This window comes from Streptomyces sp. PsTaAH-137 (genome assembly GCF_003259365.1).
In the GTDB taxonomy this organism is placed as follows: Bacteria; Actinomycetota; Actinomycetes; order Streptomycetales; family Streptomycetaceae; genus Streptomyces.
On sequence record NZ_QLLY01000007.1, the window covers coordinates 1 to 22,027 of the forward strand.

Here is a 22,027-nt window from a genome sequence, read left to right on the forward strand (position 1 = left end):
AGGGATCCCACCGATCCGCTCGCGCCGCGGACCGCGGCGCCGCAAGCCCGCGAAGCTCCACGCGGACAAGGGCTACGACTACTCCCACCTGCGGCGATGGTTACGTCAGCGTGGCATTCAGCAACGCATCGCACGCAAGGGAATCGAGTCATCACAGCGACTGGGACGCCACCGCTGGACCGTCGAACGCACCATGTCGTGGCTCGCCGGCTGCCGCCGTCTCCACCGCCGCTACGAGCGCAAAGCCGAGCACTTCCTCGGCTTCACGAGCATCGCCTGCACCCTCATCTGTTACCGCAGACTCGCCAAATGAGATGACGTCTTACAAGGCGTCCATGGTTGTCGGCCCGGCCGCGCATCGCCCGACCGGCGTCACAACGTAGACGATGTCGCGGATACCGATCGTTCCCTTCCCGGGCTCGGGGTCGATGAACGGGCAGATGGATTCCACCCCGTCCACAACAACCCGATAGGTCACCGGCCAGGCACGCTTCTCGTCCCACCCCAAATAGGCGCCGCCGGATCCCGGACCCGGGTCTCCGACCACCCGCACACCGTCCTTGCCGCACGGCGGGCATCCGACGATCAGGGCGTCCGACGCCGACGTGTTGACCAACCGCACCGCCAGCCCCTCGTGCTCAGGACTGGAGCCGAAAGTACCGCACCCCGCCATCGCCAGGACCGCGGTGACCGATGCGACGCTCAACACCACTGGCGTTCGCCGTACGACGCTCAGGGGCGACGCCGCACCCTCACGCCCCACTAGAGAAACTCTCAACTTCGGACACCCCCGCGATCACAAAAATGAACCCAGATCATCGCAGGTCAGAGCCACGCCATACAACGCCCCCAATCGAGCACCGTCCTGCCTGTCCGTCCCTGCACATGCGCAGAGACGCGCAAGCGTCAACTGGCGCCCTGAGCAGAGCAGCTCCAAGCCCCCCACCGGTGGCCGGCGGCAGGTCTCGTCGGGCTGGTTGGGCCGAGCGTTCACACAGCCGTCGCCGCGCCAAGGTAAGGGGCGAAATGCTCGGCTACCTCTGCCGCCACAGCCACCGCGTCGAGCGTCCCGTCGACTTCGATGACCCGGATGCCCAGACGACGGGCGTTCTGGGCTGCGTCCTCGGCGACCAGCCGGTCACGGGCGACACGGTTGGCCTGGGCGCGGGCCGGATCGGTGACAGGGACGTTGAGAGTTCCCGCGCGTGCGAGGTTGAGGAGTTGGTGCCTACGGAAGTCCTCGGTGGGGACGAGGACGATCATTCGCCGGAGTGAGTCGAGCAGCGGCGCGACCAGCTCCGGTCGCAGCCCCCACCCCTCAGCGATCGCAGGCCGGCCGGTGAACAGTGCGCGCAGGTCGTCCAACACCCACTCGAAGCGGACCGGGAAGCCGGCCAGCGTCTCGGCAGCCATCTCCTCCGGGCCCTGGCTCACCCAGACACGGTCGGGGGCGGGATCCTCCACGGGCTCACCCAGGGCGACACGACGGGCAATACGGCGATCCTGATGGCCACGGGCGTCGTGAGAGTCGTAGTGATACACCGTCAATCCGTACTCACCGGCGATGAGTTCGGCGACAGTGGACTTGCCGGACCACTGTGCACCGCCGATCCACAGCGCGCGCTGCAGGCTGCCATGTGGATCCCAGACGTCTGACATGAGAGTCCTCCCGTTGGAGACCGGCACAGAGCCCCGCTCGGCAACGATTTTCCTGGTTTGCCAGCAAAAATTGCAGTCTTGTCTTCGCTGAGCGATTGGCAGAGAGTGGAAAGGGAGGGGTGAATCGTTCCCTTCGCGCGCTCCTGACCGCAGCCTGACCGGCCGAGTCGTTGATACGGCGCGCCGCTACCAGACCCGCCCGGCCTGGTGGCCGCCCGCGCGCTCTTCGGGATCGGAACCAGATCGCCTGTTCCGTGCCGCCAGAGTGGAGTCACAGCGAGCGGACTCTCGGTTGCAGATCTACCGCCACCTAGGTTTACACGACCGATTCCGCCTGCCTGCATGAACGCATCTGGGCCCCCTACCAAGCACGCGTCAGCGTGCGTAGGGTCCCGGGCCATGAACATAAATGGGGAACCCGGGATGCCTGACGCCGAGGACATGTACAAGATCGGACCGCTGATCTACAACCAGGGGCACGTGCTGGTGTGGAAGGAGAAGCACGGAGTCCGGGAGGAAGCACTCATGCACGACCGGGCGATCGTCGCGGTTCGCACTGGCAGCGCCTACGACGAGGATGGTGAGCAGTTGTTCCGGGCCTGGGTGGACGCGAACGAGCTTCCACAGGTCCTGAGCCAGTGGGCCAACGTTCTGCGCTGACTGTCCGTCGCAGATCTGACGTCGCTTTCATCGCAGTCGAGAGCGGAGCGCGCGGAGCCTTCAGGGACGTACGGCGGTGAAAAGTAGCCGGAGCGTGGCGTCGTTGAGCAGGGCGCCCCGCAGATCGGGGTCAGCCATGTGCGCCTGGGCCATGCCCGCTCTCGCGAGCAGAGCGTGGCGCAGGTCGGCCTCGGTGAAGACGGCGCCGCTGACGTCGGCCCGGACAGCTGCCCTGCGGCAACGGCGTACTGGACTGAGGCATTCGAGCGAACTACGAGTTCGCGTCGTTTCTGCAAGCCTGCCTGGGACAACCGGACGGGCGGGTTCGGCAGTGAGCCCAAGGCGAACCTCACGCCCTCGGCGAGGGGTTCGCCGCATTCCTGTGTGATCGGCCGGCCCCAGGGTTCGAGGACTGGGGCCGGCCGGTGATCGGCAGTGCACCCCGCCGTTCCGACCACTGCAACGAGCGGCCGAAGGGCGCGACACGTTCCGCCGGACTGCGCGTTGGCGCAGATACAGGAGTGGGCCCGGCGACTGTGACGGCGCCGGGCCCCGGTGTCATCACCAGCGGAGCGTCGATCGCGCTCAAGAGCGAGGAGGCGGAGAAGAGCGGCTGCATCTGCTGACGGGTCGACGCATGGTGTGTGCCCTGACGCGGGTGGTCGGGAGAGGCAGCCGCGACGTCGCCTCGAACGCAGGAAATGCCGTTCTCTGATCTCGTCGACTGCATCCGCGGTGCACGTACGAGCCTGGGCGGGTCTACCCGACAGGAAGGGCGCGCCCGGCCTCGTACGCAAGCCACCTCACGGGTCTGCGGTCGGAGGCCGTTGCGCGGAGGCGGGTGGTGCCGGCAGTGTCACGCCCCTTGCGGGTGGCCTCCGTCTCCTTCGGCAACGAGGCGTTCGCTCCCGGGATTCTCGTCTGCTTCGGCGATGGTGACATCGATCTGGCCGTCGCCGGTGGTGTCGAACTGGTACAGGTCGGCTTTGCCGTCACCGGTGGTGTCGATCATCCAGACGTCGGGCTTCCCATCTCCGTTCGCGTCGGCGCTGAGGACGACATGATGCTCGTCGCCTTGGGTCTCGATCACTTCACCGGGGGTGCTTGTGATGTCCATGGCGCCCAGTTGCCCCCTTGCCGAGAGGTGAAACGAGCACAATCCTGGGACGGGCCTGCTGCCGAGGCTGCGGTACTGCTCGCTCCGGCATCCCGGTGCGCGGATGGATCTGTGTCCGTAGTCCCACAGTCGGGCGGCGTCGGCGATGACGGCATCGACTACGGAGTCTCCAGGGCTCGATTGCGCCGCGCCAGTTACAGAACAGGGCGAGGAGGACAGCTTCGGCATGAGCCACGAGAACCAGGGCCCCAAGTGTGGTGGCTCACCTGCCTTTACAGCCGCCGGTCGGACCCTGCCACAACTGTGACTGCTGGAGCATCTCGGTCCCCTCTGCCACAGTGACCCGATTCGGGCCTACGGCACACGGTACGGATCAGAGGGCGGCGAGACTCGCCCGGGCCGCTGCCATGAAAGCGCTTTTGTGCCCTTCGACATGGTCGTTGACCTCGGCGTCGCCGATCTCGCGCCACACCGCTTGGTTCAGTGCCCGCGCATACGCCTGCACGGGGCCGTGGAGACTGGCGTGACACAGGAGCACCAGGTGCCGCTCGGCGACCCACAGTCTGCCCATGGCCGCCGAGGCGACGGCGTGCCATCCTTCGTCCTCACTCCCGTTCTCGCCTTCGCCCCACCTCTCTGGGCGTCGATACGCAACACCTTCGGCGTCCTGCACACAGGCCAGAAAGTCCTTGATCGCCTGCAATTGCTCAGCCCGTCGGCTCTCACGCCCGGCCTGAACCTGCCGACGTTCCTCCAGCCGTTCAGCAGACCGCTGAGTGGCGCGCTGGGACAGAGCCGTCAGACCTCCGCCGAGCACGACACCGAGGAGAGAGAACAACGGCGCCCACACCTCTGCCGTCACAAGCCAGCCCCCTAACAGGCGTCGTCCGCGTGCTCGCGGAACTGTTCACGGTTCATGACCTTGCCATCGACCCACCACCGTCCAGGGACCAGACGCTCGACCTCGGCGGCTTTGAAACGGGCGACGCCTCGGTACTCGACCACGATGTCCCCGTGTTCCGGCGATTCCCTGCCGACCACGAATTCCACTGCGTAGAACCCGGCGGCCGACAAGGTTGTGGCTGGGCGGGCAGCGCCTCGCCAGTTCCTGGGCGGCTGGTAGACACCGATCTCCTGTTCGCCCGTGACCGAGTCGGGTGGCCGCACCGACCATCCCTCCAGGACACCAGGATCGGAATGCCCGGACTCCTCGGCGACGTGCCGGATGCTGACCTTTGCCATATGGGCACCATCCGCGCAGGGCCGCAGCACGGCCCGCAGATCGCCGTCAGTTCCCCTCCCGACCGCCACCAGCGAACGTTCCGGCGGAGTACAGCCCACCGCCAACGCCGCCAGTACGGCCGCCACGCCGGCATTTCGAAGCACGCGCACCGCCCCCGTCCTACGCCCCTCTACGCGTGTCGCCCCCACACTCTTCTCCCTACTGTGCATCCCAGACGAATCCGTCTCCGGGCTGGAGGGAGTCAATAGTCAATCCTTCACGTATCCGCTGTAGATGAACCCGGCCCTGTGGTCGATGCGTTGTCGAGGTTGTTCGTCGTCGCGTACCAGGAGCCTCTTCCAACCTGATGAGTCTGACCGCGAGTTGGACTGCTCTGCATAACGACGAAGCTGCTGGTAGACGGGTTGTCGACCAAGATCAACCGTCGCTCTAGGAGCTCCGCGTGCTTGTCTATCCGTCGTCGATCGACCTGTCCAGTCGCACCCTGCGGTGCCTGGCGGGACACCTCGCCACCCGCCGAGGCGAGATCGGCACCCGGTGGCGGAGGCTGACCGCCGGACGGCAGGCCCTCCTCGCCCTGGCGTATCTGCGGTGCGGTGACACCTACGCCCAACTCGCCGCCGGATTCGGTGTCGGCATCGCCACCGCATACCGCTACATACGCGAGGCCGTCGATGTCCTGTCCATGCTCGCGCCCACCCTGGACGAGGCGATGTGCATCGCACGGGCCAAGGCGTTCGTGATCCTGGATGGCACCCTGCTACCAATCGACCGGATCGCCGCCGACACCCCGTACTACTCGGGCAAACACAAGCGGCACGGCATGAATGTCCAGGTTCTCGCCGATCCCTTCGGGCGGCTGCTGTGGGCGTCGCCCGCCCTTCCCGGCTCCACGCACGACCTGACCGCCGCACGCATCCACGGGATCGTCGACGCGCTCGCCGACGTCAACCTCAAGGCTTACGCCGACAAGGCGTATCAGGGTGCCGGCCGCTCCGTCCGGGTCCCCTTCCGGGGCCGTCGCCTCAAGCGATGGCAGCGACGGCACAACAGCACGCACGCCAAGATCCGTTGCCTCGGCGAACAGGCCATGGCCACCCTCAAGGGCTGGCGCCTGCTGCGGAAGCTCCGCTGCAGCACCAACCGCATCACCGCGATCGTCCAAGCCGTACTCGTCCTCCACCACGCGTCAGCGTGAGGATGGAAAAGGCTCCAGATGTTGTTGTACTTGTTGATGCAACGCCAATACGTGTGAACGACGAAGTTCGCAACAAGCACTCGGGCCGCTACCGAGGCCCTTTTGTCGGTCAGAGCTCCTCGCCAAGGCGATCACGCCATCGCCTGGAAGTACCGGACGGGCTCTCCGTGGGTGGGTGGACTGTCCATCGCCGTCCGCATTGCCGACCGCGCCCACACCACCCGCAGCCGATACCGTCCGAACCGGCCCAGCACAGCCCGGCCGTCATCGCTCTCGCGCACACGCTCTACGAGGCACTCGGACTCAACGCGGCCGGGCGCTCCGGTCAACCGCCGTTTCTGAGGCGCAGGTCCCGGTGCAGGAGGTACGCCGTCGCCACGGTGACCGGCCCGCACACCGCGGGCCCGACCTGCCACGGCAGCCCCGTCCACACGGACAGCAGGCCCACCCCGACACAGCCGACCACCGAGACGAGCAGCAGCGTCTTGCCGAAGGGGCGCCACACGAAGAGCCCCGGATCGCGTGGTCTGAGGAGCAGGACCACGCTGAAGACCAGTGCCTGCACGGCCAGGAGTGCGGCGAGGGTTCCCGCGGCGGCGATCGGCTGGGGCTCGTCGCGCGGGGCGTCGGAGGAGTCTTGCCGGGAGCCGGCATAAGCGACCTCGACGACCGTGCCGCGCCAGAGGGTCGCGGTGACCTGGTCGCCCTCGCCGAGTGCCTCCAGTACAGGCCCCGGGTCGCCGAACGGCACGGTCGTCGTCCCGTACGGCGCGGGGCCACGCAAGGTGGCACGCAGGTGTCTGACGCGGGTGTCGGTGCCCTCGACGGTGAACGTGACCTCCCGCAGGCACTCCTCCCCCGTCCCGGTGGCCGTGCGCTCCGAACACTCCACGGCCGCGCGGTAGTCCCGGTAAAGACCGCGCTCGTCCGGCAGCCACCAAGCGAAAACCGCATAGCAGGCGCATGAGGAGAGGAGCGCCGCAACGATCAGCAACGCGCCCCGGAGCAGGTTCCGGCCCGGTCCCGGCACGGCCGCCTGCGCCTCGTCACCGCACGCCGTGCGCGCTCTCACCCTGGCCATCATCGATCCCCCGCCCGCCGGCCCGCGCCGGACATGGTCAACGACACCAGTCTCACCGGGCCCTCAGACGCCGGACCAGGTGATCGGTCAGCAGCGAAAGAGCACCTCTCACTGCCGGGTTCCCACTCCTCGCTATGAGACCGACGAGCGCGGCTCTCCGCTGCCGACGTGGCGATGGTCGCGGCTGGCCCTGGCCGTGTTGCGGATCCGCTTGGTGCGGCCGGCATCGGCGAGGATCTCGACGGCCTCGGTGTCCGTCCCGGCGGCGGTCTTGAGCTGGAGCCAGTTGGACGACGCGAGCAGGGCGTCCGGCTGCCAGGGCAGCTTGAGTGTGACAGCGCGGAGGAGCGCCCACTCTCGCAGGCGCTGAGCCAGGAAGGGGTTGCCGATCGTTGCCCCGGCCATCGCGTGTGCCCACTCCTCGTAGGCGTAGCCGGCGTAGAGGCAGGTGGCTCGACGGTCCACGTACCGCACCACGGCGGACTGGGCCATCGCCTCGTCCGGATCGGTGAGCACGCGACTGACCAGATAGGCCGCGTCCGCGTCGGCGACCTGGTGCAGCTGGTCGAGATAGGCCACGAAGCGGACGTGCTCGTCCGGGTTCTGCAGGATGTCGTGGACGTCCATACAACCCGCTCCTCACTCACGACCAGGACACCGTTGTCGAAGCGTACGCTCGCACGGACCAGGTCAGCGCCGGCAATCGCGCACCAGCGGGCCTGGGCGGACTCGGCCCGCCAGAACACCACCGTGAGCGCGGCCTCCGGGCCGCCCGCCCCGTGGCCTGGAACTCTTAACGAAAAGCTCTCGCGGTCTCTTCTGGATCCTCGCGTCTCGGTCCGGCGGCGTAAGCCAGGGGTGGTGCGATTGCTTGGGCATCGGCCCCCTCACCAACCCAGAGCCCGATGAACAGCGCGGCGGTCGCTTCCAGGAGTCCAGCTCGTTCGAGACCGCCGCCGGCCAGAGGCTCGCAGCCGACATCCCGCACCAACTGGTGTACGAGCGCGAGCGCCGCTGCGTCGTCTCCACAGACCGGAACTGCCAGTGGCCGCTCATCGAAGACGGGCGGCGTCATGCGCCACACGTCCTCGTGGCAGAGATTGAACGCCTTGACCACATGAGTTCCCGGGGCCGCCGCAGCCAGTTGCTGTGCGGCCGAGAGGCCGCTCTGCGTCAGGAGCAAGAAGCCCGTACCGACAGGATTGGAACAGTCGATCAGCACCTTGCCGTCCAGGACTGCCCGCAGTTCCCGCACCACGCTCGACCCCACACCGAAGGGCAGCGCGGCCAGCACCACCTGACCGAACTCGGCCGCCCCACGCAGACTGGCAGGCTTCGCGCTGCTCCCCAGGCGCGTCGCGAGCCGCTCCGCCTTGCGCACGTCCCGCCCTCCGACCAGCACGTCGTGCCCGGCCCGCACCCAGTGGGTGGCGAGCGCGTTCGCCATGTTGCCCGTGCCCAGTACGCCGATTCTCATCACGCATTCCCTCCCAGGACCTGCTTGGAGTGATCGCAACGACGCTAGAGCGCCCGTCGGGCACCATGTGGTACGTGACGACCGACGCTTTCCTGGCCGACTGCCGTGCCCGCCTGGCTTTCGACCTCCTGTCCAACACCTGGAACGCCGTCGTGCTCTGGGCCCTGCGCGACGGTCCCAGACGACCGGTCGAACTACGCTCACAGATCGGGGGAATCAGCTCTAAGGTCCTCACCCAGACACTGCGACGCTTGCAGGCCAATGGCCTGGTGGACCGGCAGGCATACCCCGGGGCACCGACGCGCGTCGAATATCAACTGACCGCCTTGGGGCGGACTTTGCTCGCGCCCATCGACGCTGTCGGAGCATGGGCCTTCGAGCATGGCGATGAACTCATGGCCGCCCAGGAAGCCGCCTGCGCTGCCACTCCCCCGTCCTCCTCAGAGTGACCGCAGAGGCCGTAATGCCTTCACACTTTTCGTGTCACACCCGTCGCGTCACGCCCGAAGGAAAGCAAGGACAGCGAGCACCCTGCGGTGGCCCTCCGTGTCGACCGGCAGGTCCAGCTTGTTGAAGATGTTGCCGATGTGCTTGTTCACAGCGGCCTCGCTGACGAAGAGATGCGCGGCGAGGTTGGCGTTGGAGCGGCCCTCCGCGAGCAGTGCGAGGACCTCGCGCTCGCGCGGGCTGAGGCGCTCCAGGGGGTCCTTCTGGAGCCGTACGAGCTGGGTGATGACCTCCGGGTCGACCACGGCGCCGCCGGCCGCGACCCGCTCGATCGCGGCGGTGAAGTCGGCGACCCTACTGATCCGCTCCTTGAGCAGGTAGCCGACGCCGGCGCCGCCGCCGGAGTCGAGCAGGCGCAGCGCGTAGGAGCGCTCCACGTACTGGCTCAGGACGAGCACCGGCAGATCGGGGAACTCCTCGCGGAGCAGCACCGCCGAGCGCAGTCCGTCGTCGCTGAGCGAGGGCGGCATCCGTACGTCGGTGACGATCAGGTCGGGCCGGTCGGCGCGGACCGCCTCCACGAGCGCGTCGGCGTCGCCGACGGCCGCCACCACCTCGTGGCCGACCCGCTGCAACAGTCCTACGAGTCCTTCGCGCAGCAGCACGGCGTCCTCGGCCACGATCAGGCGAAGCGACACGGAACCTCCACATGCAGCAGGGTGGGGCCCCCGACCGGGCTGGAGACGCGCATCCGCCCGTCGAGCGCCGTGACGCGGTCCGCGAGGCCCGTCACACCGCTGCCCGTCGGATCGACCCCGCCGCGGCCGTCGTCCGTGATGTCGAGGAACAACAGGTCGGCATGGTAACGCCCGCGCACCTGGGCGCTGTTGGCGCCACTGTGCTTGGCGATGTTCGTCATGGCCTCGTTGATGAGGTAGTACATCGTCGTCTCCAGCTTCCTGGGCAGCCGCTCGGGCAGCCGCAGATCCACGGTGACCGGGATGGGGAACCGGCCCGCGTAGTCCTCGATCGCGGCGACTAGCCCGTGGTCGGCGAGGACCGGCGGGTTCAGGCCCCGGACGAGCGCTCTCAAATCCTGGTGTGCGGTGGAGAGTTGGAACTCGGCCTGGGTGAGCAGCTCGGACTGCGAGGAGTCCTCCGGGATCTCCAGCCGCAGCATCGCGAGGGTCATGCCGAGCGAGACGAGGCGCTGCTGCGCCCCGTCGTGCAGATCGCGCTCGATGCGGACGCGCTCCGCGTCGAAGGAGTCGAGCAGCCGCGACTGCGAGGCGCGCACCTCGCGCAGCTCCTCGCCCAGCTCCTTGTCGCGCGGCGCGAGGAACGTACGGGCCATGGCGGCGCGCGCGCCCGCCCACGAGGTGACCGTGTACGGGGAGGCGAGCAGCACGATCGCCCCGAACACCGTCCACGGCCAGGTGTCCTTGCCGGTGGAGGCGATGGTGGTGGCCGGGATGCCGAAGGAGAAGCCGAGGACCATCAGGTCCATCCACCACAGCGCCGCCGCCGACAGCAGCGTGAACATCAGCTCGCGCCACGTCACTTGCTCCTTGAGCCGGGTCGCCGCCCAGGTGCGCAGTCCCGGGGCTTCGGGCGCCCGGTGCGGGTCGGGCAGCGGGTCCTTGTCCACCAGGCGCAGGCGGAGCCGCTCGACGCGCGCCACGAGTGTGGCGGCGAGGACCATGCCGACCAGCGGCGCGATCCCGATCAGGACGACGAGCAGGGCGAGCCCCGCCGCGAGGCCCAGGGCGAAGACCAGGACGGCGGCGGCGCCGACCACGACACCGCCGCTCAGGTAGGCGAGGGAGCGCCAGGGCCAGCTGGAGGTCAGGAAGCTCAGGGGGCGCTGAGCCATGGCCTGCCAGGCCGTTGTGGGTTGCATGAGATCAACGTAACCGCCGGACGCAGCGAAGAAAGTGGAGCTGTCTCTACCTCGGAAGTAGAGAGAAGGTCAGTGCCCCGGCCACCGCTGGTGAAGTGAACTCGTGGCATGACGACAACGAGGCAGACCCCGGTGCAGGACGCGGTCGAACTCCACGGTGTGCGCAAGGTCCACGGCGCCGGCGGACGGCAGGTGACCGCCCTGGACGGCGTCTCCATCAGCTTCCCGCGCGGCACCTTCACCTCGATCATGGGTCCGTCCGGCTCGGGCAAGTCGACGCTGCTGCAGTGCGCGGCGGGTCTGGAGCAGCCGACGGACGGCCGGATCGTCCTTGCGGGTGTGGACATCGGCCGGCAGAACGAGAAGGAGCGCACCAAGCTGCGCCGTGACCACATCGGGTTCGTCTTCCAGGCCTTCAACCTGGTGGAGTCGCTGACGGCTGCACAGAATGTCGAACTGCCCTCCCGTTTCGCCGGCCGCAAAGTCAGCCGCGAGCAGGTCGCGAACGCACTCGGTGCCGTCGGCCTCGCCGACCGCGCGGGCCACCGCCCCAGCGAGCTGTCCGGCGGCCAGCAGCAGCGCGTAGCCCTCGCCCGCGCTCTGGTCACCCGCCCCGATGTGCTCTTCGCGGACGAGCCGACCGGTGCCCTGGACACCGTCACCTCCCGCGAGGTGCTGACGATGATGCGGATGCTGGTCGACCGGGAGGGCCAGACGACGCTGATGGTGACGCATGACCCGGTGGCGGCGGCCCAGGCCGACGTCGTCGTATTCCTCAAGGACGGCCGCGTCGCCGACCGCGTCCCGCTCGACCGCGCGTCCGGTGGCGACAACGCCACCGCGATCGCCACACACATGGCCCAGCTGGAGGCGTGATGCTGATCCTGGCGAACGTACGCGAACGCTGGTCGTCCTTCCTCGGTGCCTTCATCGCTGTTCTGGTGGGCGTCGCCCTGATCACGACCACGCTGGTCATCTACGATTCCGCCCGCGCCACGACCCAGGCCCGCTACGAGGGCACCGCCGCGATGGTCCTGCCCCAGCAGGCCCTCGACGTCGACGGCAGCACCGAGGACCGGATGCCGTGGAGCAAGGGCGAGGCGGCGCCCTTGGTCGCCGGGCTCGACCAGGTCCCCGGCGTCGGCGCCGTCGTCGTCGACCGCTCCTTCTACGCCCAGGCGTTCAAGAACGGCGAGCCCGTCACCGACGAGGGCGCCGCGGAGTCCGGGCACGGCTACGACAGCGTTCTGATGGCTCCCTACGGACTGGTCTCGGGCCGCCCCCCGCACTCCGGGCGCGAGGTCGTCGTCGACAACACGCTGGGCGCCGCCGTCGGCAGCGAACTCACCGTCAACATCGCCGAGGGCCGCAAGCCCTTCACCGTCGTCGGCACCGTCGACGGCCCCGGTTTCTACTTCAGCGAGTCGTTCGCCGCCCAGCAGCAGCCCGGCGTCCGCGCCATCGGCCTGGTCGCCGCCAAGGGGGCCGACACCGGGGTCCTCGTCGACGCCGTCAAGAAGGTCGTCGGCGACAAGGGCGACGTCGTCACCGGCGACGGCCGCGCGGAACTTCAGCCCCAGTACATCGAGCACAAGCGGTTCCTGGGCGTCCAGCTCATCAGCGCCATGGCCCTGCTCGGCCTGTTCACCACCGTCTTCGTCGTCGCCTCCATGCTGGTCCTCGCCACCGGGATGCGCCGCCGCGAGATCGGCCTGCTGCGGAGCATCGGCGCCTCACCCCAGCAGATCAAGCGCATGATCCTCGGTGAGGCCGCCGTCGTCGGCCTGCTCGGTTCGATCGCCGGCTGCGCCGCCGGTGTCGCCGCCGCCCCGCTGCTGCGCGACATCCTCAACGGCTTGGACGTCACCCCGCCGGGCATGCGGGTCACGGTCGCCGCCTGGCCGCTGCTGACCGGCTGCGCCGTCGGTATCGGCGTCAGCGTCATTGGCGCCTGGACCGCGGGGCGCAAGGCCGCGGCGGTCGCCCCGATCGAGGCCCTTCTCAACAGCCGCTCCCCCAACAACGCCATGAGCCGCGGCCGTTGGGCCGCGGGACTCGCCGTCCTCGGCGCCGGTGCCCTGCTCGCAGGCGGCACCGCCACCTCCAGCGCCGACCACCGCATCAACATGGCGATCTTCGCCACCATGACGCTCATCGTCGCCGCCGCCCTGCTGACCCCCGCCTTCATCGGGCCCGTCGGCCGCTTCCTCACCGCCCCGTTCCAGCGCGGCGGGTCGGCCGGACCAGTCCTGATCCGCGCCGAACTCGTCGCCAACCCGCGGCGCGCCGCTTCCCTGGTCGCCCCCGTCATCGCCGCCGTCGGCTTCGCCGTCCTGCTCAGCGGCATGGTGGAGACGATGCGGGTCGCCTACCCGGCCGGCGAGGCCCTGAAGGTCGCGGGCCAGACGATCGTCACCCCCGACGGCACCCCTGGCAACACCGACGAGGTCGTCACCGCCAACCCGGTCGGCAAGGCAGCCTTGCCCACCCGGGCCTTCGCCACCACGGACCAGATCGTCCTGGACGTCCTCGGCAGCCGCGACCAGCGCTGGAGCAAACCCGGCGCGGCCGTCCTCGGCAAGCACGTCGCGAGCGACCTCGGCGTCAAGCAGGGCGAGAGCGTCCCCGTCCGGTTCGCCGACGGCGCCACCGTCACCCTGCGGATCTCCCAGGTCCTGCCCGACGACCCGGCTCGCGGAGACTTCGTCGTCGCCCGTGACCTGGTCCGCGCCCACGACCCGGCCGCCCTCACCGACGACATCTTCGTCCCCGGCGACGCCCAGGCGTCCGGCGCCGTCCCCGGCACCGCCCTGCACGACGCCGCGGAGTACGCCCTCGCCGACTACGAGACCGACGCCAAGCTCACCGACAGCCTGGCCATGATGCTGATCGTGATCGCGGTGGGCTACAGCGTCGTCGCCGTCGTCAACTCCATGGCGATGGCCGCCCACGGCCGCCGCCGCGACTTCGGAGTGATGAAATCCGCCGGCGGCACCGACCGCCAACTGCTGCTCACAGCAATGGGCGAAACCTTCCTGATCATCGTCATCGGCGCCGCGTTCGGAGTCCTGGTCACGTTGCCCCCGCTGGCCGGCATGGCCTCCGGCCTCTCGCAGGCCAACTCCTCCGGCACCGGCCTGCACCTGAGCACCGGCACCCTGACCATCGCCATCCTCGGCACCCTCGTGGCCGCCGTCCTCGCCGGGGTAGCGGTCACCGCGAAGACCCTGCGCAGGCAGGCCGCGTAGCCCCTGGCTTCAGAAGGCGAACTGGCCCGAAAGCACGGACCGAAGCGGCCCCGGACTTCCTCTCCGGGCGCTGCACCCGCTCAGCATCCCGCAGGCCCGAGCGCGTCCGAGAAACAGGCCCAGCAGCAGGGAGGGAACAGCGCCGCCGATGAGCGTGCTCACAAAGCACCGTGACCCCCGTCAGGTCCGCAACGCCGGCGGCTGCCGGAACCCACGGACTGACCGCGACGACCAGCGCCCACGCCAGAACCGCCGCAGCGCGCAGGAGGCGTCGGTCATCGTTAGCGCCGCAGCCCGCCTCGTTGCCCGTCACCTCTCCCAGGGGCGTGTGACGGGATGCTCCCACGCAAATTGAACGCGTTCACCCCTGGTGCGACGGCCCCGTCCCCTTCATGAGGCATGCCGGCGGGCCGTTCGCGGCGGGGGAAGCCCGCGCTTATGCCCTTCGACCGCGTAGGTTCTGAGCATCGCCGACACCCGGGCCCGGGACGCGCCATGCAGGTACGGGATGGCGTTCTCCAGATACCGCAGCTCATCGAGAAGACACTCCAACACCGTGAAGTAGACATTGCCTGCGCGGTAGGCATCAGCGCCGTCGTAGAGCTCCTCCACGAAGTCGAAGCACCGGCGCAGCAGACCTTGGTTCATCTCCGGTTGCTCGAGGGCGGGCTGCATCACGCCACGCGTGAGGATCTCCAGTAGAAACTCGTACATATCCAGGCCGGTTCCTGACGTGGGGACCGCCTCACCCGGCCCGAGTCCATACATCTCCCCCGCCAGAGGCCGCGTCTCCGGGACCCGTACGCTCATCAACGTCAGAACATCATCGTGGTCAAGCACTGCGCCCCCCTCGTCAGGAGGTCACGGTACTTCGCGCACGTCTCCGGCCATGCACAAGCTTTTTGGCTGCCGCGGCCACCTCTCCCCGGCCCTCGCAACATCGCCCCCGGTCCCGATGAGAGCCCCGAAGTCCCGCACCAGATCCTGGTGCGGGCGCGGCGTCACGTCTGCCGCAGCGCTGGCTTCCGCTACTTGGTGGCCCCCTGCGCGAACCCGTTGTAGATGTAGCGCTGAAGGAAGAGGAAGACGAGCAGCGTCGGAAGGATGACCAGGATCGCTCCGGCCGAGATCGCCTCCCAGTGCGCTCCGAACGGTCCCTTGAAGCGGAAGAGGGCGGTCGAGATCGTCCCCTTGTCCTCTGAGGGCATGTAGAGGAACGGGATGTAGAAGTCGTTGTACGTGGTGATGCCCTTGACGATGACGACCGTGGCGATCGCGGGCTTGAGCAGCGGCAGGATGATCTTCCGGTAGATGGTGAAGGTGTTCGCACCGTCCAGGCGTGCCGCTTCGTCGAGGGAGACCGGGATGCCTCGGATGAACTGCAAGAAGATGTAGATCGAGACGATGTCCGTACCCATGTAGAGCAGGATCGGCGCCCACCGCGAGTCCACCAGACCGAAGCTGTTGACGACCTGGAAGGTGGCCACCTGCGTGGTCACGCCCGGTACCAGGGTCGCCACCAGGAACAGCGCCATCACCGTCTTCTTGAACCGGAAATCGAAGCGGTCGATGGCGTATGCCGTCATGGAGCCGATGAGCACGGTTCCGGTGATGGAGAACAGGAGGATGAACGCCGTGTTCCCGAGCGCCCTCAGCATGTGCCCGTCGGTGAACGCGGTGGCGTAGTTGGCGAGGTTGAACCAGTCGTGCGGAAGGCTCAGCGCGCCGCCCTCGGCCACCTCACGGGAGGTCTTGAGCGAGGTGAGCAGGACGACGACGAGTGGTACGAGGACGACGAGGGAGGCGATGACGAGCGTGAGGTAGCTCAGCGCCGAGCCGGTGCGCAACCGCCCGCGCGGAGTGGACCGTCGGCCCGTGGTGAGCGTGGTCATACGAGGTCCACCTTGTCGTCGGGCACGAGTCGCCGCTGGATCCAGGTGACGACCAGAATGATCAGGAGCAGCACGACGGCGCAGGCCGAGGCCAGGCCCGTCTTGTTGAACTGGAAGGCGAGCTTGACGGTCTGGATGACGAAGGTCGAGGTGCCGGTCGCACCGCCGGTCATGATGTACGGGATCTCGAAGACGGCCAGCGAGCCGGAGATCGCCAGGATGACGCTGAGGCTGACCACGGGCCGGATTCCGGGGGCGATGATGTGCCGGAACTGCTGCCAGCGGCTCGCCCCGTCGAGCTGCGCGGCCTCGTACAGCTCACCGGGGATCGACTGGATCGCGCCGAGGAAGAGCACGAAGTTGAGGCCGGTGAACCGCCATACGGAGACACCGGCGAGCGCGGTGTTGGCGGACTCGGGGTCGCCGAGCCAGGCGTGGTCGCCGCCGGCGCCGAACCAGGACAGGACCGAGTCGAGGGTGCCGCCGTCCTGGAAGAAGTACAGGAAGACGAAGCCGATGGCGACGCCGTTGATGAGGTAGGGGAAGAAGAGGACCCCCTTGAAGAAGTTGCGGAAGCGCAGGTCGAAGCTGAGGATCGTCGCGAAGTACAGGGCGATCACGATCTGCACGGCGGACGCGGCCAGGTAGTAGAAGCTGACGAAGAAGACGCGGAACAGTTCGGGGCGCGTGAACAGTTGGGTGTAGTTCTCGAACCCCGTGTAGTTCCGGTCGGGGCTGACGCCGTCCCAGTCCGTGAAGCTGTAGTAGATCATGTTGCCCACGGGCACGTAGGTGAACGTGATCAGCAGCGCGAGGGGCACGAGCAGGAACAGCCACGGAGTGATCCTGCGGAGCGGATGGTCGTGCCAGGACCGGCTGGTCGGGGCGGGGTGGCGAGAGCGGCCCCGGGCGGGAGCGGCGCGCCGCCCCTGTGCTGGTGGCGCTTTCGACGAGGTGTCGGTCATGCGGGGACGGCCCTTTCGTGATCCGCGACGAGCAACAGATGGGTGAGGGCCCGGCCTGGAGGGGGCGCGGGCCCCGTGCGCGTGCGCGGTGGGTCAGTTCCCGGCGAGCGATGCTGCGTCGGCCCAGCGTTTGTCCAGGCCGGCCAAGTAGTCCTGGAGGGAGCCCTGTTCGGCGCCGCGGGCGATGTCGATGAGCTTCTGTCGGTAGTCCGGCTTGGAGAGACCGATCTCGGCGGCGTCGTCGATCGCGTTGACCTGCTCCGTCTTGGATTCGGAGCGTTCGATGAGCTTGACATCGTTATCCTGGAAGGGCTTCAGGACGTCGGGGAAGCTCATGGAGGTGAGGGCCGAAACGCCGCCCTCCTTGGCGGCGAAACCGGACTTCTCGGTGAACCAGTCGATCCAGGCGCGGGCGGCCGGCTTGTGGTCCGAGTGGGTGTTCACGGCGAGTTGGTAGTCGGAGACGAGTGTGGCGCAGAACTTTCCGTCCTTCTGCGCGGGAAACGGCATGAAGCCGATGTCGTCCGGGTCCTCGCCCGCCGCCGTCGCGGCACCGCGCATCTGGTTCACGGCCCAGGAGCCGAGCATCATGCTGCTGATCTTGCCCTTGGCAAGCTGGGTCTTGGAGTCCTCCCAGTTGGTGGTCGTGGGGTCCTTCTCCGCCAGCTTGTCGTGGACGATGTCGTACAGAAGGGTATCGACGACGTTCAGCTCGCTGCCCGCCTGCCACGGCTTGTCGGCCGAGGCCAGCGCGTCCCACGCCTGGCCGTCACAGGTCACCGAGCCGACGTTGTTCGTCCAGGCCCCGCTCAGCGGCCAGCCGTCCTTGAAGTTCGTGTAGTAGGTGGCGCCGGTCCTGTCCCGGACCCGCTTCAGGTCGTCGAGGAACTCCTTCGGGCTGGTGGGCCACTCCTCGACGCCGGCCTTCTTCCAGACGGCCTTGTTGTAGACGAAGCCGTTGGCGGTACCGAAGTTGGCTATCCCGTACGTCTTGCCGTCGACGTCGGTCTTGCCGGTGAAGCGGTAGGTCTTCGCCATCTCCTTGGTGTCGCCGAGCGGGGCGAAGAACTTCGGGTAGTCGCCCTTGGCGATCGCGCCGGGGATCAGCAGGACATCGCCGTAGTTCTCGGTGTTCATCCGGATCTTCACCTCCCCTTCGTAGTCGGTGATGCCCTGGAACTTGACGTCGACCTTGGGGTAGGTCTTCCTGAACTCGGCCGCGTACTTCTTCATCGTGCCGTCCTGCACGAGGTCGGTGCGATTGGTCAGCACCGTGATCGTGCCGGACACCTTGGCGGGGTCGGAGGGAGAGTCGGCCGCCTCCCCCGAGGAACTCCCTCCGCCACCGCACCCCGCGACGGTCAGCAGTGCGGCGGCCAGCGCCATCGCGCTCAGCGGCTTCGTCCTCATGTGCCCAACTCCTTCCAAGGGTCACGGCTCAGGCCCAGCGGGCTGACGGCACTATGTCAGCCATCAATGAACCGGTAAAGCCTCGATTTCCCCCGCGATACCTAATCGTTACCGTGCTCCCTTTCGAGATATCGCATCCAGGCGCCCCCACCTGGCCTGATCCGTATAGGGGCGTCATCGAACGAGTACTAGACCGGTTTACAACTCAGGGGTTAGGTTGGCGGACGTCTCATACGAACCGGGCCCGCGTCCGTCCGATTGGAGTCGCCTAATGAAGGCCAATGCCCAGCTCAGCGAGGGGTGGAGTCTCGAGAACGAGGGGACGCGCATCGCCGCCGAGGTCCCCGGCTGCGTCCACGCCGACCTGCTCGCCGCGGACTTGATTCCGGACCCGTTCATCGGGCGGAACGAGCAGGACATCGCCTGGGTGGGCCGCCGCGCCTGGACCTACACCCGCGACCTGGCGGCCGACGACACCTCCGACGCCGCCTTCGAGCGCACGGACCTCGTCTTCGACGGTCTGGACACCGTGACCCGGATCGCCTTGGACGGGCAGGAGTTGGGCCGCACCCGCAACATGCACCGCGCGTACCGCTTCGACGTCACGGGCCGCTCCGGCGAACTGAGCGTCACCTTCGGCTCGGCCTACGAGGAGGCGGCCACCGTCAAGGCGCTGACGGGCGAACGGCCCAACGCCTATCCCGAGCCCTTCCAGTACATCCGCAAGATGGCGTGCAGCTTCGGCTGGGACTGGGGCCCGACCGTCGTCACCGCCGGCATGTGGCGGTCGGTACGGCTCGAGCGCTGGTCGACGGCCCACATCGCCCGGGTCCGCCCCCTGGTCACCGTCGACGGCACCCGAGGCCGGGTGGAACTCCGCGTCGATCTCGACCGCACCGCCACCGGCGCCGGACGACGCCTCGCCGCGCACGCCACGGTCGCGGGGACCACCGCCGTCACCGAAACCGACGGCGACACCATCACCCTCGTCCTCGATGTCCCGGACGTACAGCTGTGGTGGCCGCGCGGACACGGTGAACAGCCCCTCTACGACGTGGAGTTGACGCTCACCGCCGACGGCGAGCAACTCGACGCGTGGCAGCGGCGCATCGGCTTCCGCACGGTCGAGATCGACCGCTCCCCCGACGAGACGGGTACGGGCTTCACCTTCGTCGTCAACGGCGTACGCATCTTCGTGCGCGGCGTCAACTGGATCCCCGACGACGTACTGCCCTCCCGCACCACCCCAGAGCGCTACCGCACCCGCCTCGAACAGACGGCTGCCGCCAACGTTGACCTGGTCCGCGTCTGGGGCGGTGGCATCTACGAGGACGAGGCCTTCTACGACGTCTGCGACGAGCTCGGCCTCATGGTCTGGCAGGACTTCCTGTTCGCCTGCGCCGCCTACCCCGAGGAGCAGCCGCTGCGCGGCGAGGTCGAAGCGGAGGCCCGCGACAACGTGGTACGCCTCATGCCGCACGCCAGCCTCGTGGTCTGGAACGGCAACAACGAGAACCTGTGGGGCTTCCGCGACTGGGAGTGGGAGGACACGCTCGAAGGGAACTCCTGGGGCGAGGGCTACTACCTCGGCCTACTCCCCCGCGTCGTCGCCGAACTCGACCCCACTCGCCCCTACCTCGCGGGCAGCCCGTGGTCCGGCTCCTGGGACCACCACCCCAACGACCCCGACCACGGCACCCACCACGCGTGGGAGGTGTGGAACCGACGGGACTTCACCGAGTACCGCGCCGACGTGCCCCGCTTCGTCTCCGAGTTCGGCTGGCAGGCACCCCCGGCCATGGCGACGCTGCGCCGCTCCCTGCCCGGCGAGGATCCGGCACCCGATTCGCCCGGGATGCTCCACCACCAGAAGGCCGAGGACGGCAACGGCAAGCTGAACCGAGGCCTCGCACGCCACTTCACCCTGCCCGAGGGCGACTTCGACCGCTGGCACTATCTCACCCAGGTGGTCCAGGCCCGCGCCGTCGCCACCGGCATCGAGCACTGGCGAGCCAACTGGCCGCGCTGTGCCGGAACGATCGTCTGGCAGATCAACGACTGCTGGCCGGTCAGTTCCTGGGCCGCGATCGACGGCGACGGCCGCCTCAAGCCCCTCTACCACGAGCTTCGCCGTCTCTACGCCGACCGCCTGCTCACCGTGCAGCCCCGAGCCGAGGGACCTGAGCTCGTCCTGTCGAACCAGGGCGCGACTGCGTGGAGCTGCGAGGTGACGCTGCGCCTGATGCACGCCGACGGGACGCTCGGCGCGCGCGTCCACCTCCCGGTGACTGCCGGAGCCCGCGAGACTGTACGGCTGCCCGTGCCGCCCGAGGTCACCCCGGCCGCCGGCTCCGGCAAGGAGTACCTCGTCGCCGACGCCGACGGCCTGCGCGCCCTGCACTTCGAAGCGCGCGACAAGGACTTCGCCTACCCCGAGCCCCGCTTCGACATCGCCGTCGAGACCGTCGGCCAAGAGCGGGATACAGTCGACGTCGTGGTTACCGCCCTCACTCTCGTACGCGACCTGCTCCTGCAGCCCGACCGCATCGCACCGGACGCACGGGCCGACCGCGGCCTGATCACGCTGCTGCCCGGCGAGTCCACCCGCATCCGTGTGCACGGCACACAGGGGGCGGGCGCCAACACCGTCAAGTCCGCACTCTTCTGCGTGGAACCCGCGTGAGCGCACCCACGCAGCGCGTCACCATCAAGGACGTCGCGGCCGCCGCGGGAGTGTCCAAGGGTGCGGTCTCGATCGCGTTCAACCACAAACCAGGTCTGTCCGAGGCGACCCGGGAACGGATCTTCGCGGTGGCCCGGGAGATGGGCTGGGCCCCGAACTCGTCGGCCCGCCGCCTGTCCCGGCAGCACACGGACACGGTCGGCCTGGCGATCTGCCGACCTGCTCGCCTGCTCGGGCTCGAACCGTTCTACATGGAGTTCATCTCCGGCATCGAGAGCGTCCTCGCCGAGCGCTCGTGCTCCCTGCTGCTCCGTCTGGTCTCCAGCAGAGAGGAGGAGGTGGAGCTGCAACAGACGTGGTGGCGCGAACGGCAGGTCGGTGGCTCGGTCCTCGTCGACTTCGACCAGGACGATCCCCGTATCGGACCGCTCAGGGAACTCGGCATGCCGGCGGTCGCCGTCGGGCATCCCGATCTGACCGGCGGCATCCCGTCGGTGTGGACCGACGATGCCACCGCCATGGGCGAAGCCGTCCGCTATCTGGCCGCCCTCGGCCATCGCAGGATTGGCCGGGTCGGCGGACCCGAGTCCCTGGGCCACAGCGCCATCCGGGAGGAAGCATTCCGGCGGACGCTGGAGTCCCTGGGACTCGACGGCACGCTGCAGATGGCGTGTGGCTTCGCCGGGGAGGAAGGCGCGCGGGCCACCCGCTCGCTGCTGCTGCGCGCGGAGCGGCCCACGGCCATCGTCTACGACAACGACATCATGGCCGTGGCTGGTCTCGGTGTGGCGGCGGAGATGGGTGTGTCCGTGCCGGACGAACTGTCGCTGCTGGCCTGGGACGATTCGCAGCTGTGCCGTCTCACGCACCCGACGCTGTCGGCGATGAGTCACGACGTGCACGGCTTCGGCGCGGATGTCGCCCGGGTGCTCTTCGACCTCATCGAGGGCAGGACCGTCACCTCTCATCCGGTGCCCATGCCGTCCCTCACCCCCCGAGCGTCGACGGCGGCACCGCGTCTGCGGCAGGGCTGACCGGTCGCACGTG

At 68.4% G+C, this 22,027-nt stretch carries 23 protein-coding genes; 8 read left to right on the forward strand and 15 right to left on the reverse strand.

The features are described 5' to 3' along the window. Window positions 1-313 (forward strand): transposase (locus K377_RS16935; protein ID WP_146614729.1); only part of this gene is annotated, 313 nt, incomplete at its 5' end. A gap of 9 nt (window positions 314-322) precedes the next feature. Here the strand turns inward: K377_RS16935 and K377_RS16940 are convergent. Further along, a complete protein-coding gene (locus tag K377_RS16940) occupies window positions 323-706 on the reverse strand; it encodes a hypothetical protein (protein WP_161195126.1) in 384 nt (127 codons plus the stop codon). Window positions 707-990: 284 nt separating this feature from the next. After that, window positions 991-1,659, reverse strand: a complete 669-nt coding sequence (locus tag K377_RS16945) for a hypothetical protein (RefSeq protein ID WP_111664218.1) — start codon at window positions 1,657-1,659, stop codon at window positions 991-993. 423 nt (window positions 1,660-2,082) lie between these two features. On the opposite strand from K377_RS16945, the gene K377_RS16950 reads away from it, so the two are divergent. Then, entirely contained in the window at window positions 2,083-2,319 is a 237-nt protein-coding gene (locus K377_RS16950; RefSeq protein ID WP_111664219.1) for a hypothetical protein, read from the forward strand. Between the two features lie 60 nt (window positions 2,320-2,379). Here K377_RS16950 and K377_RS42835 read toward each other — a convergent pair whose 3' ends face one another. From K377_RS42835 to K377_RS41355, 4 genes are all read right to left on the reverse strand, one after another. After that, window positions 2,380-2,697 (reverse strand): pentapeptide repeat-containing protein, encoded by a 318-nt coding sequence (locus K377_RS42835; protein ID WP_111664220.1) that lies wholly within the window; start codon window positions 2,695-2,697, stop codon window positions 2,380-2,382. Window positions 2,698-3,175: 478 nt separating this feature from the next. Then, window positions 3,176-3,436, reverse strand: coding sequence for a hypothetical protein (locus K377_RS16960; protein WP_111664221.1), 261 nt, complete (start codon window positions 3,434-3,436; stop codon window positions 3,176-3,178). Window positions 3,437-3,809: 373 nt separating this feature from the next. Further along, on the reverse strand, window positions 3,810-4,298 hold the full coding sequence (locus tag K377_RS16965) for a hypothetical protein (RefSeq protein WP_111664222.1): 489 nt from the start codon (window positions 4,296-4,298) through the stop codon (window positions 3,810-3,812). 11 nt (window positions 4,299-4,309) lie between these two features. Beyond that, window positions 4,310-4,804 (reverse strand): hypothetical protein, encoded by a 495-nt coding sequence (locus tag K377_RS41355; protein ID WP_146614730.1) that lies wholly within the window; start codon window positions 4,802-4,804, stop codon window positions 4,310-4,312. 317 nt (window positions 4,805-5,121) lie between these two features. Here K377_RS41355 and K377_RS16975 point away from each other — a divergent pair, with 317 nt between their 5' ends. Then, window positions 5,122-5,877: a transposase family protein gene (locus tag K377_RS16975; protein ID WP_111664224.1), complete on the forward strand. Its 756-nt coding sequence runs from the start codon at window positions 5,122-5,124 to the stop codon at window positions 5,875-5,877. Window positions 5,878-6,202: 325 nt separating this feature from the next. Here K377_RS16975 and K377_RS16980 read toward each other — a convergent pair whose 3' ends face one another. From K377_RS16980 to K377_RS16990, 3 genes are all read right to left on the reverse strand, one after another. Next, window positions 6,203-6,949: a hypothetical protein gene (locus K377_RS16980; protein WP_111664225.1), complete on the reverse strand. Its 747-nt coding sequence runs from the start codon at window positions 6,947-6,949 to the stop codon at window positions 6,203-6,205. A gap of 141 nt (window positions 6,950-7,090) precedes the next feature. After that, window positions 7,091-7,585, reverse strand: coding sequence for a hypothetical protein (locus K377_RS16985; protein WP_111664226.1), 495 nt, complete (start codon window positions 7,583-7,585; stop codon window positions 7,091-7,093). 166 nt (window positions 7,586-7,751) lie between these two features. Further along, entirely contained in the window at window positions 7,752-8,435 is a 684-nt protein-coding gene (locus tag K377_RS16990) for an NADPH-dependent F420 reductase (RefSeq protein WP_111664227.1), read from the reverse strand. 74 nt (window positions 8,436-8,509) lie between these two features. Here K377_RS16990 and K377_RS16995 point away from each other — a divergent pair, with 74 nt between their 5' ends. After that, on the forward strand, window positions 8,510-8,884 hold the full coding sequence (locus K377_RS16995) for a helix-turn-helix domain-containing protein (protein WP_111664554.1): 375 nt from the start codon (window positions 8,510-8,512) through the stop codon (window positions 8,882-8,884). 48 nt (window positions 8,885-8,932) lie between these two features. Here K377_RS16995 and K377_RS17000 read toward each other — a convergent pair whose 3' ends face one another. After that, window positions 8,933-9,580: a response regulator transcription factor gene (locus K377_RS17000; RefSeq protein WP_111664228.1), complete on the reverse strand. Its 648-nt coding sequence runs from the start codon at window positions 9,578-9,580 to the stop codon at window positions 8,933-8,935. Then, window positions 9,565-10,782, reverse strand: a complete 1,218-nt coding sequence (locus K377_RS17005) for a sensor histidine kinase (protein WP_111664229.1) — start codon at window positions 10,780-10,782, stop codon at window positions 9,565-9,567. Before K377_RS17005 ends, K377_RS17000 begins: the two co-directional genes overlap by 16 nt. A 108-nt stretch (window positions 10,783-10,890) precedes the next feature. Here K377_RS17005 and K377_RS17010 point away from each other — a divergent pair, with 108 nt between their 5' ends. Then, window positions 10,891-11,658 (forward strand): ABC transporter ATP-binding protein, encoded by a 768-nt coding sequence (locus tag K377_RS17010; protein ID WP_111664230.1) that lies wholly within the window; start codon window positions 10,891-10,893, stop codon window positions 11,656-11,658. Continuing rightward, entirely contained in the window at window positions 11,658-14,030 is a 2,373-nt protein-coding gene (locus K377_RS17015; protein WP_111664231.1) for an ABC transporter permease, read from the forward strand. The genes K377_RS17010 and K377_RS17015 overlap by 1 nt, the downstream gene beginning before the upstream one ends. 390 nt (window positions 14,031-14,420) lie before the next feature. On the opposite strand, the gene K377_RS17020 is transcribed toward K377_RS17015, so the two are convergent. The 4 genes from K377_RS17020 to K377_RS17035 form a co-directional block, all read right to left on the reverse strand. Next, complete coding sequence (locus K377_RS17020) at window positions 14,421-14,870, reverse strand: hypothetical protein (RefSeq protein ID WP_111664232.1); 450 nt, start codon at window positions 14,868-14,870, stop codon at window positions 14,421-14,423. 188 nt (window positions 14,871-15,058) lie between these two features. Next, window positions 15,059-15,922, reverse strand: a complete 864-nt coding sequence (locus K377_RS17025) for a carbohydrate ABC transporter permease (RefSeq protein ID WP_111664233.1) — start codon at window positions 15,920-15,922, stop codon at window positions 15,059-15,061. Then, window positions 15,919-16,887, reverse strand: a complete 969-nt coding sequence (locus K377_RS17030; RefSeq protein WP_111664234.1) for a carbohydrate ABC transporter permease — start codon at window positions 16,885-16,887, stop codon at window positions 15,919-15,921. Before K377_RS17030 ends, K377_RS17025 begins: the two co-directional genes overlap by 4 nt. A 93-nt stretch (window positions 16,888-16,980) precedes the next feature. Continuing rightward, complete coding sequence (locus K377_RS17035; protein WP_111664235.1) at window positions 16,981-18,297, reverse strand: ABC transporter substrate-binding protein; 1,317 nt, start codon at window positions 18,295-18,297, stop codon at window positions 16,981-16,983. Window positions 18,298-18,568: 271 nt separating this feature from the next. Between K377_RS17035 and K377_RS17040 the strand changes: the two genes are divergently transcribed. Together K377_RS17040 and K377_RS17045 are read left to right on the forward strand one after the other, a co-directional pair. After that, a complete protein-coding gene (locus K377_RS17040) occupies window positions 18,569-20,980 on the forward strand; it encodes a glycoside hydrolase family 2 protein (RefSeq protein ID WP_111664236.1) in 2,412 nt (803 codons plus the stop codon). Next, window positions 20,977-22,014 carry a LacI family DNA-binding transcriptional regulator gene (locus K377_RS17045; protein WP_111664237.1) on the forward strand — a complete coding sequence of 346 codons (1,038 nt, stop codon included), beginning with the start codon at window positions 20,977-20,979 and terminating at the stop codon, window positions 22,012-22,014. The genes K377_RS17040 and K377_RS17045 overlap by 4 nt, the downstream gene beginning before the upstream one ends. Window positions 22,015-22,027: the final 13 nt, after the last annotated feature.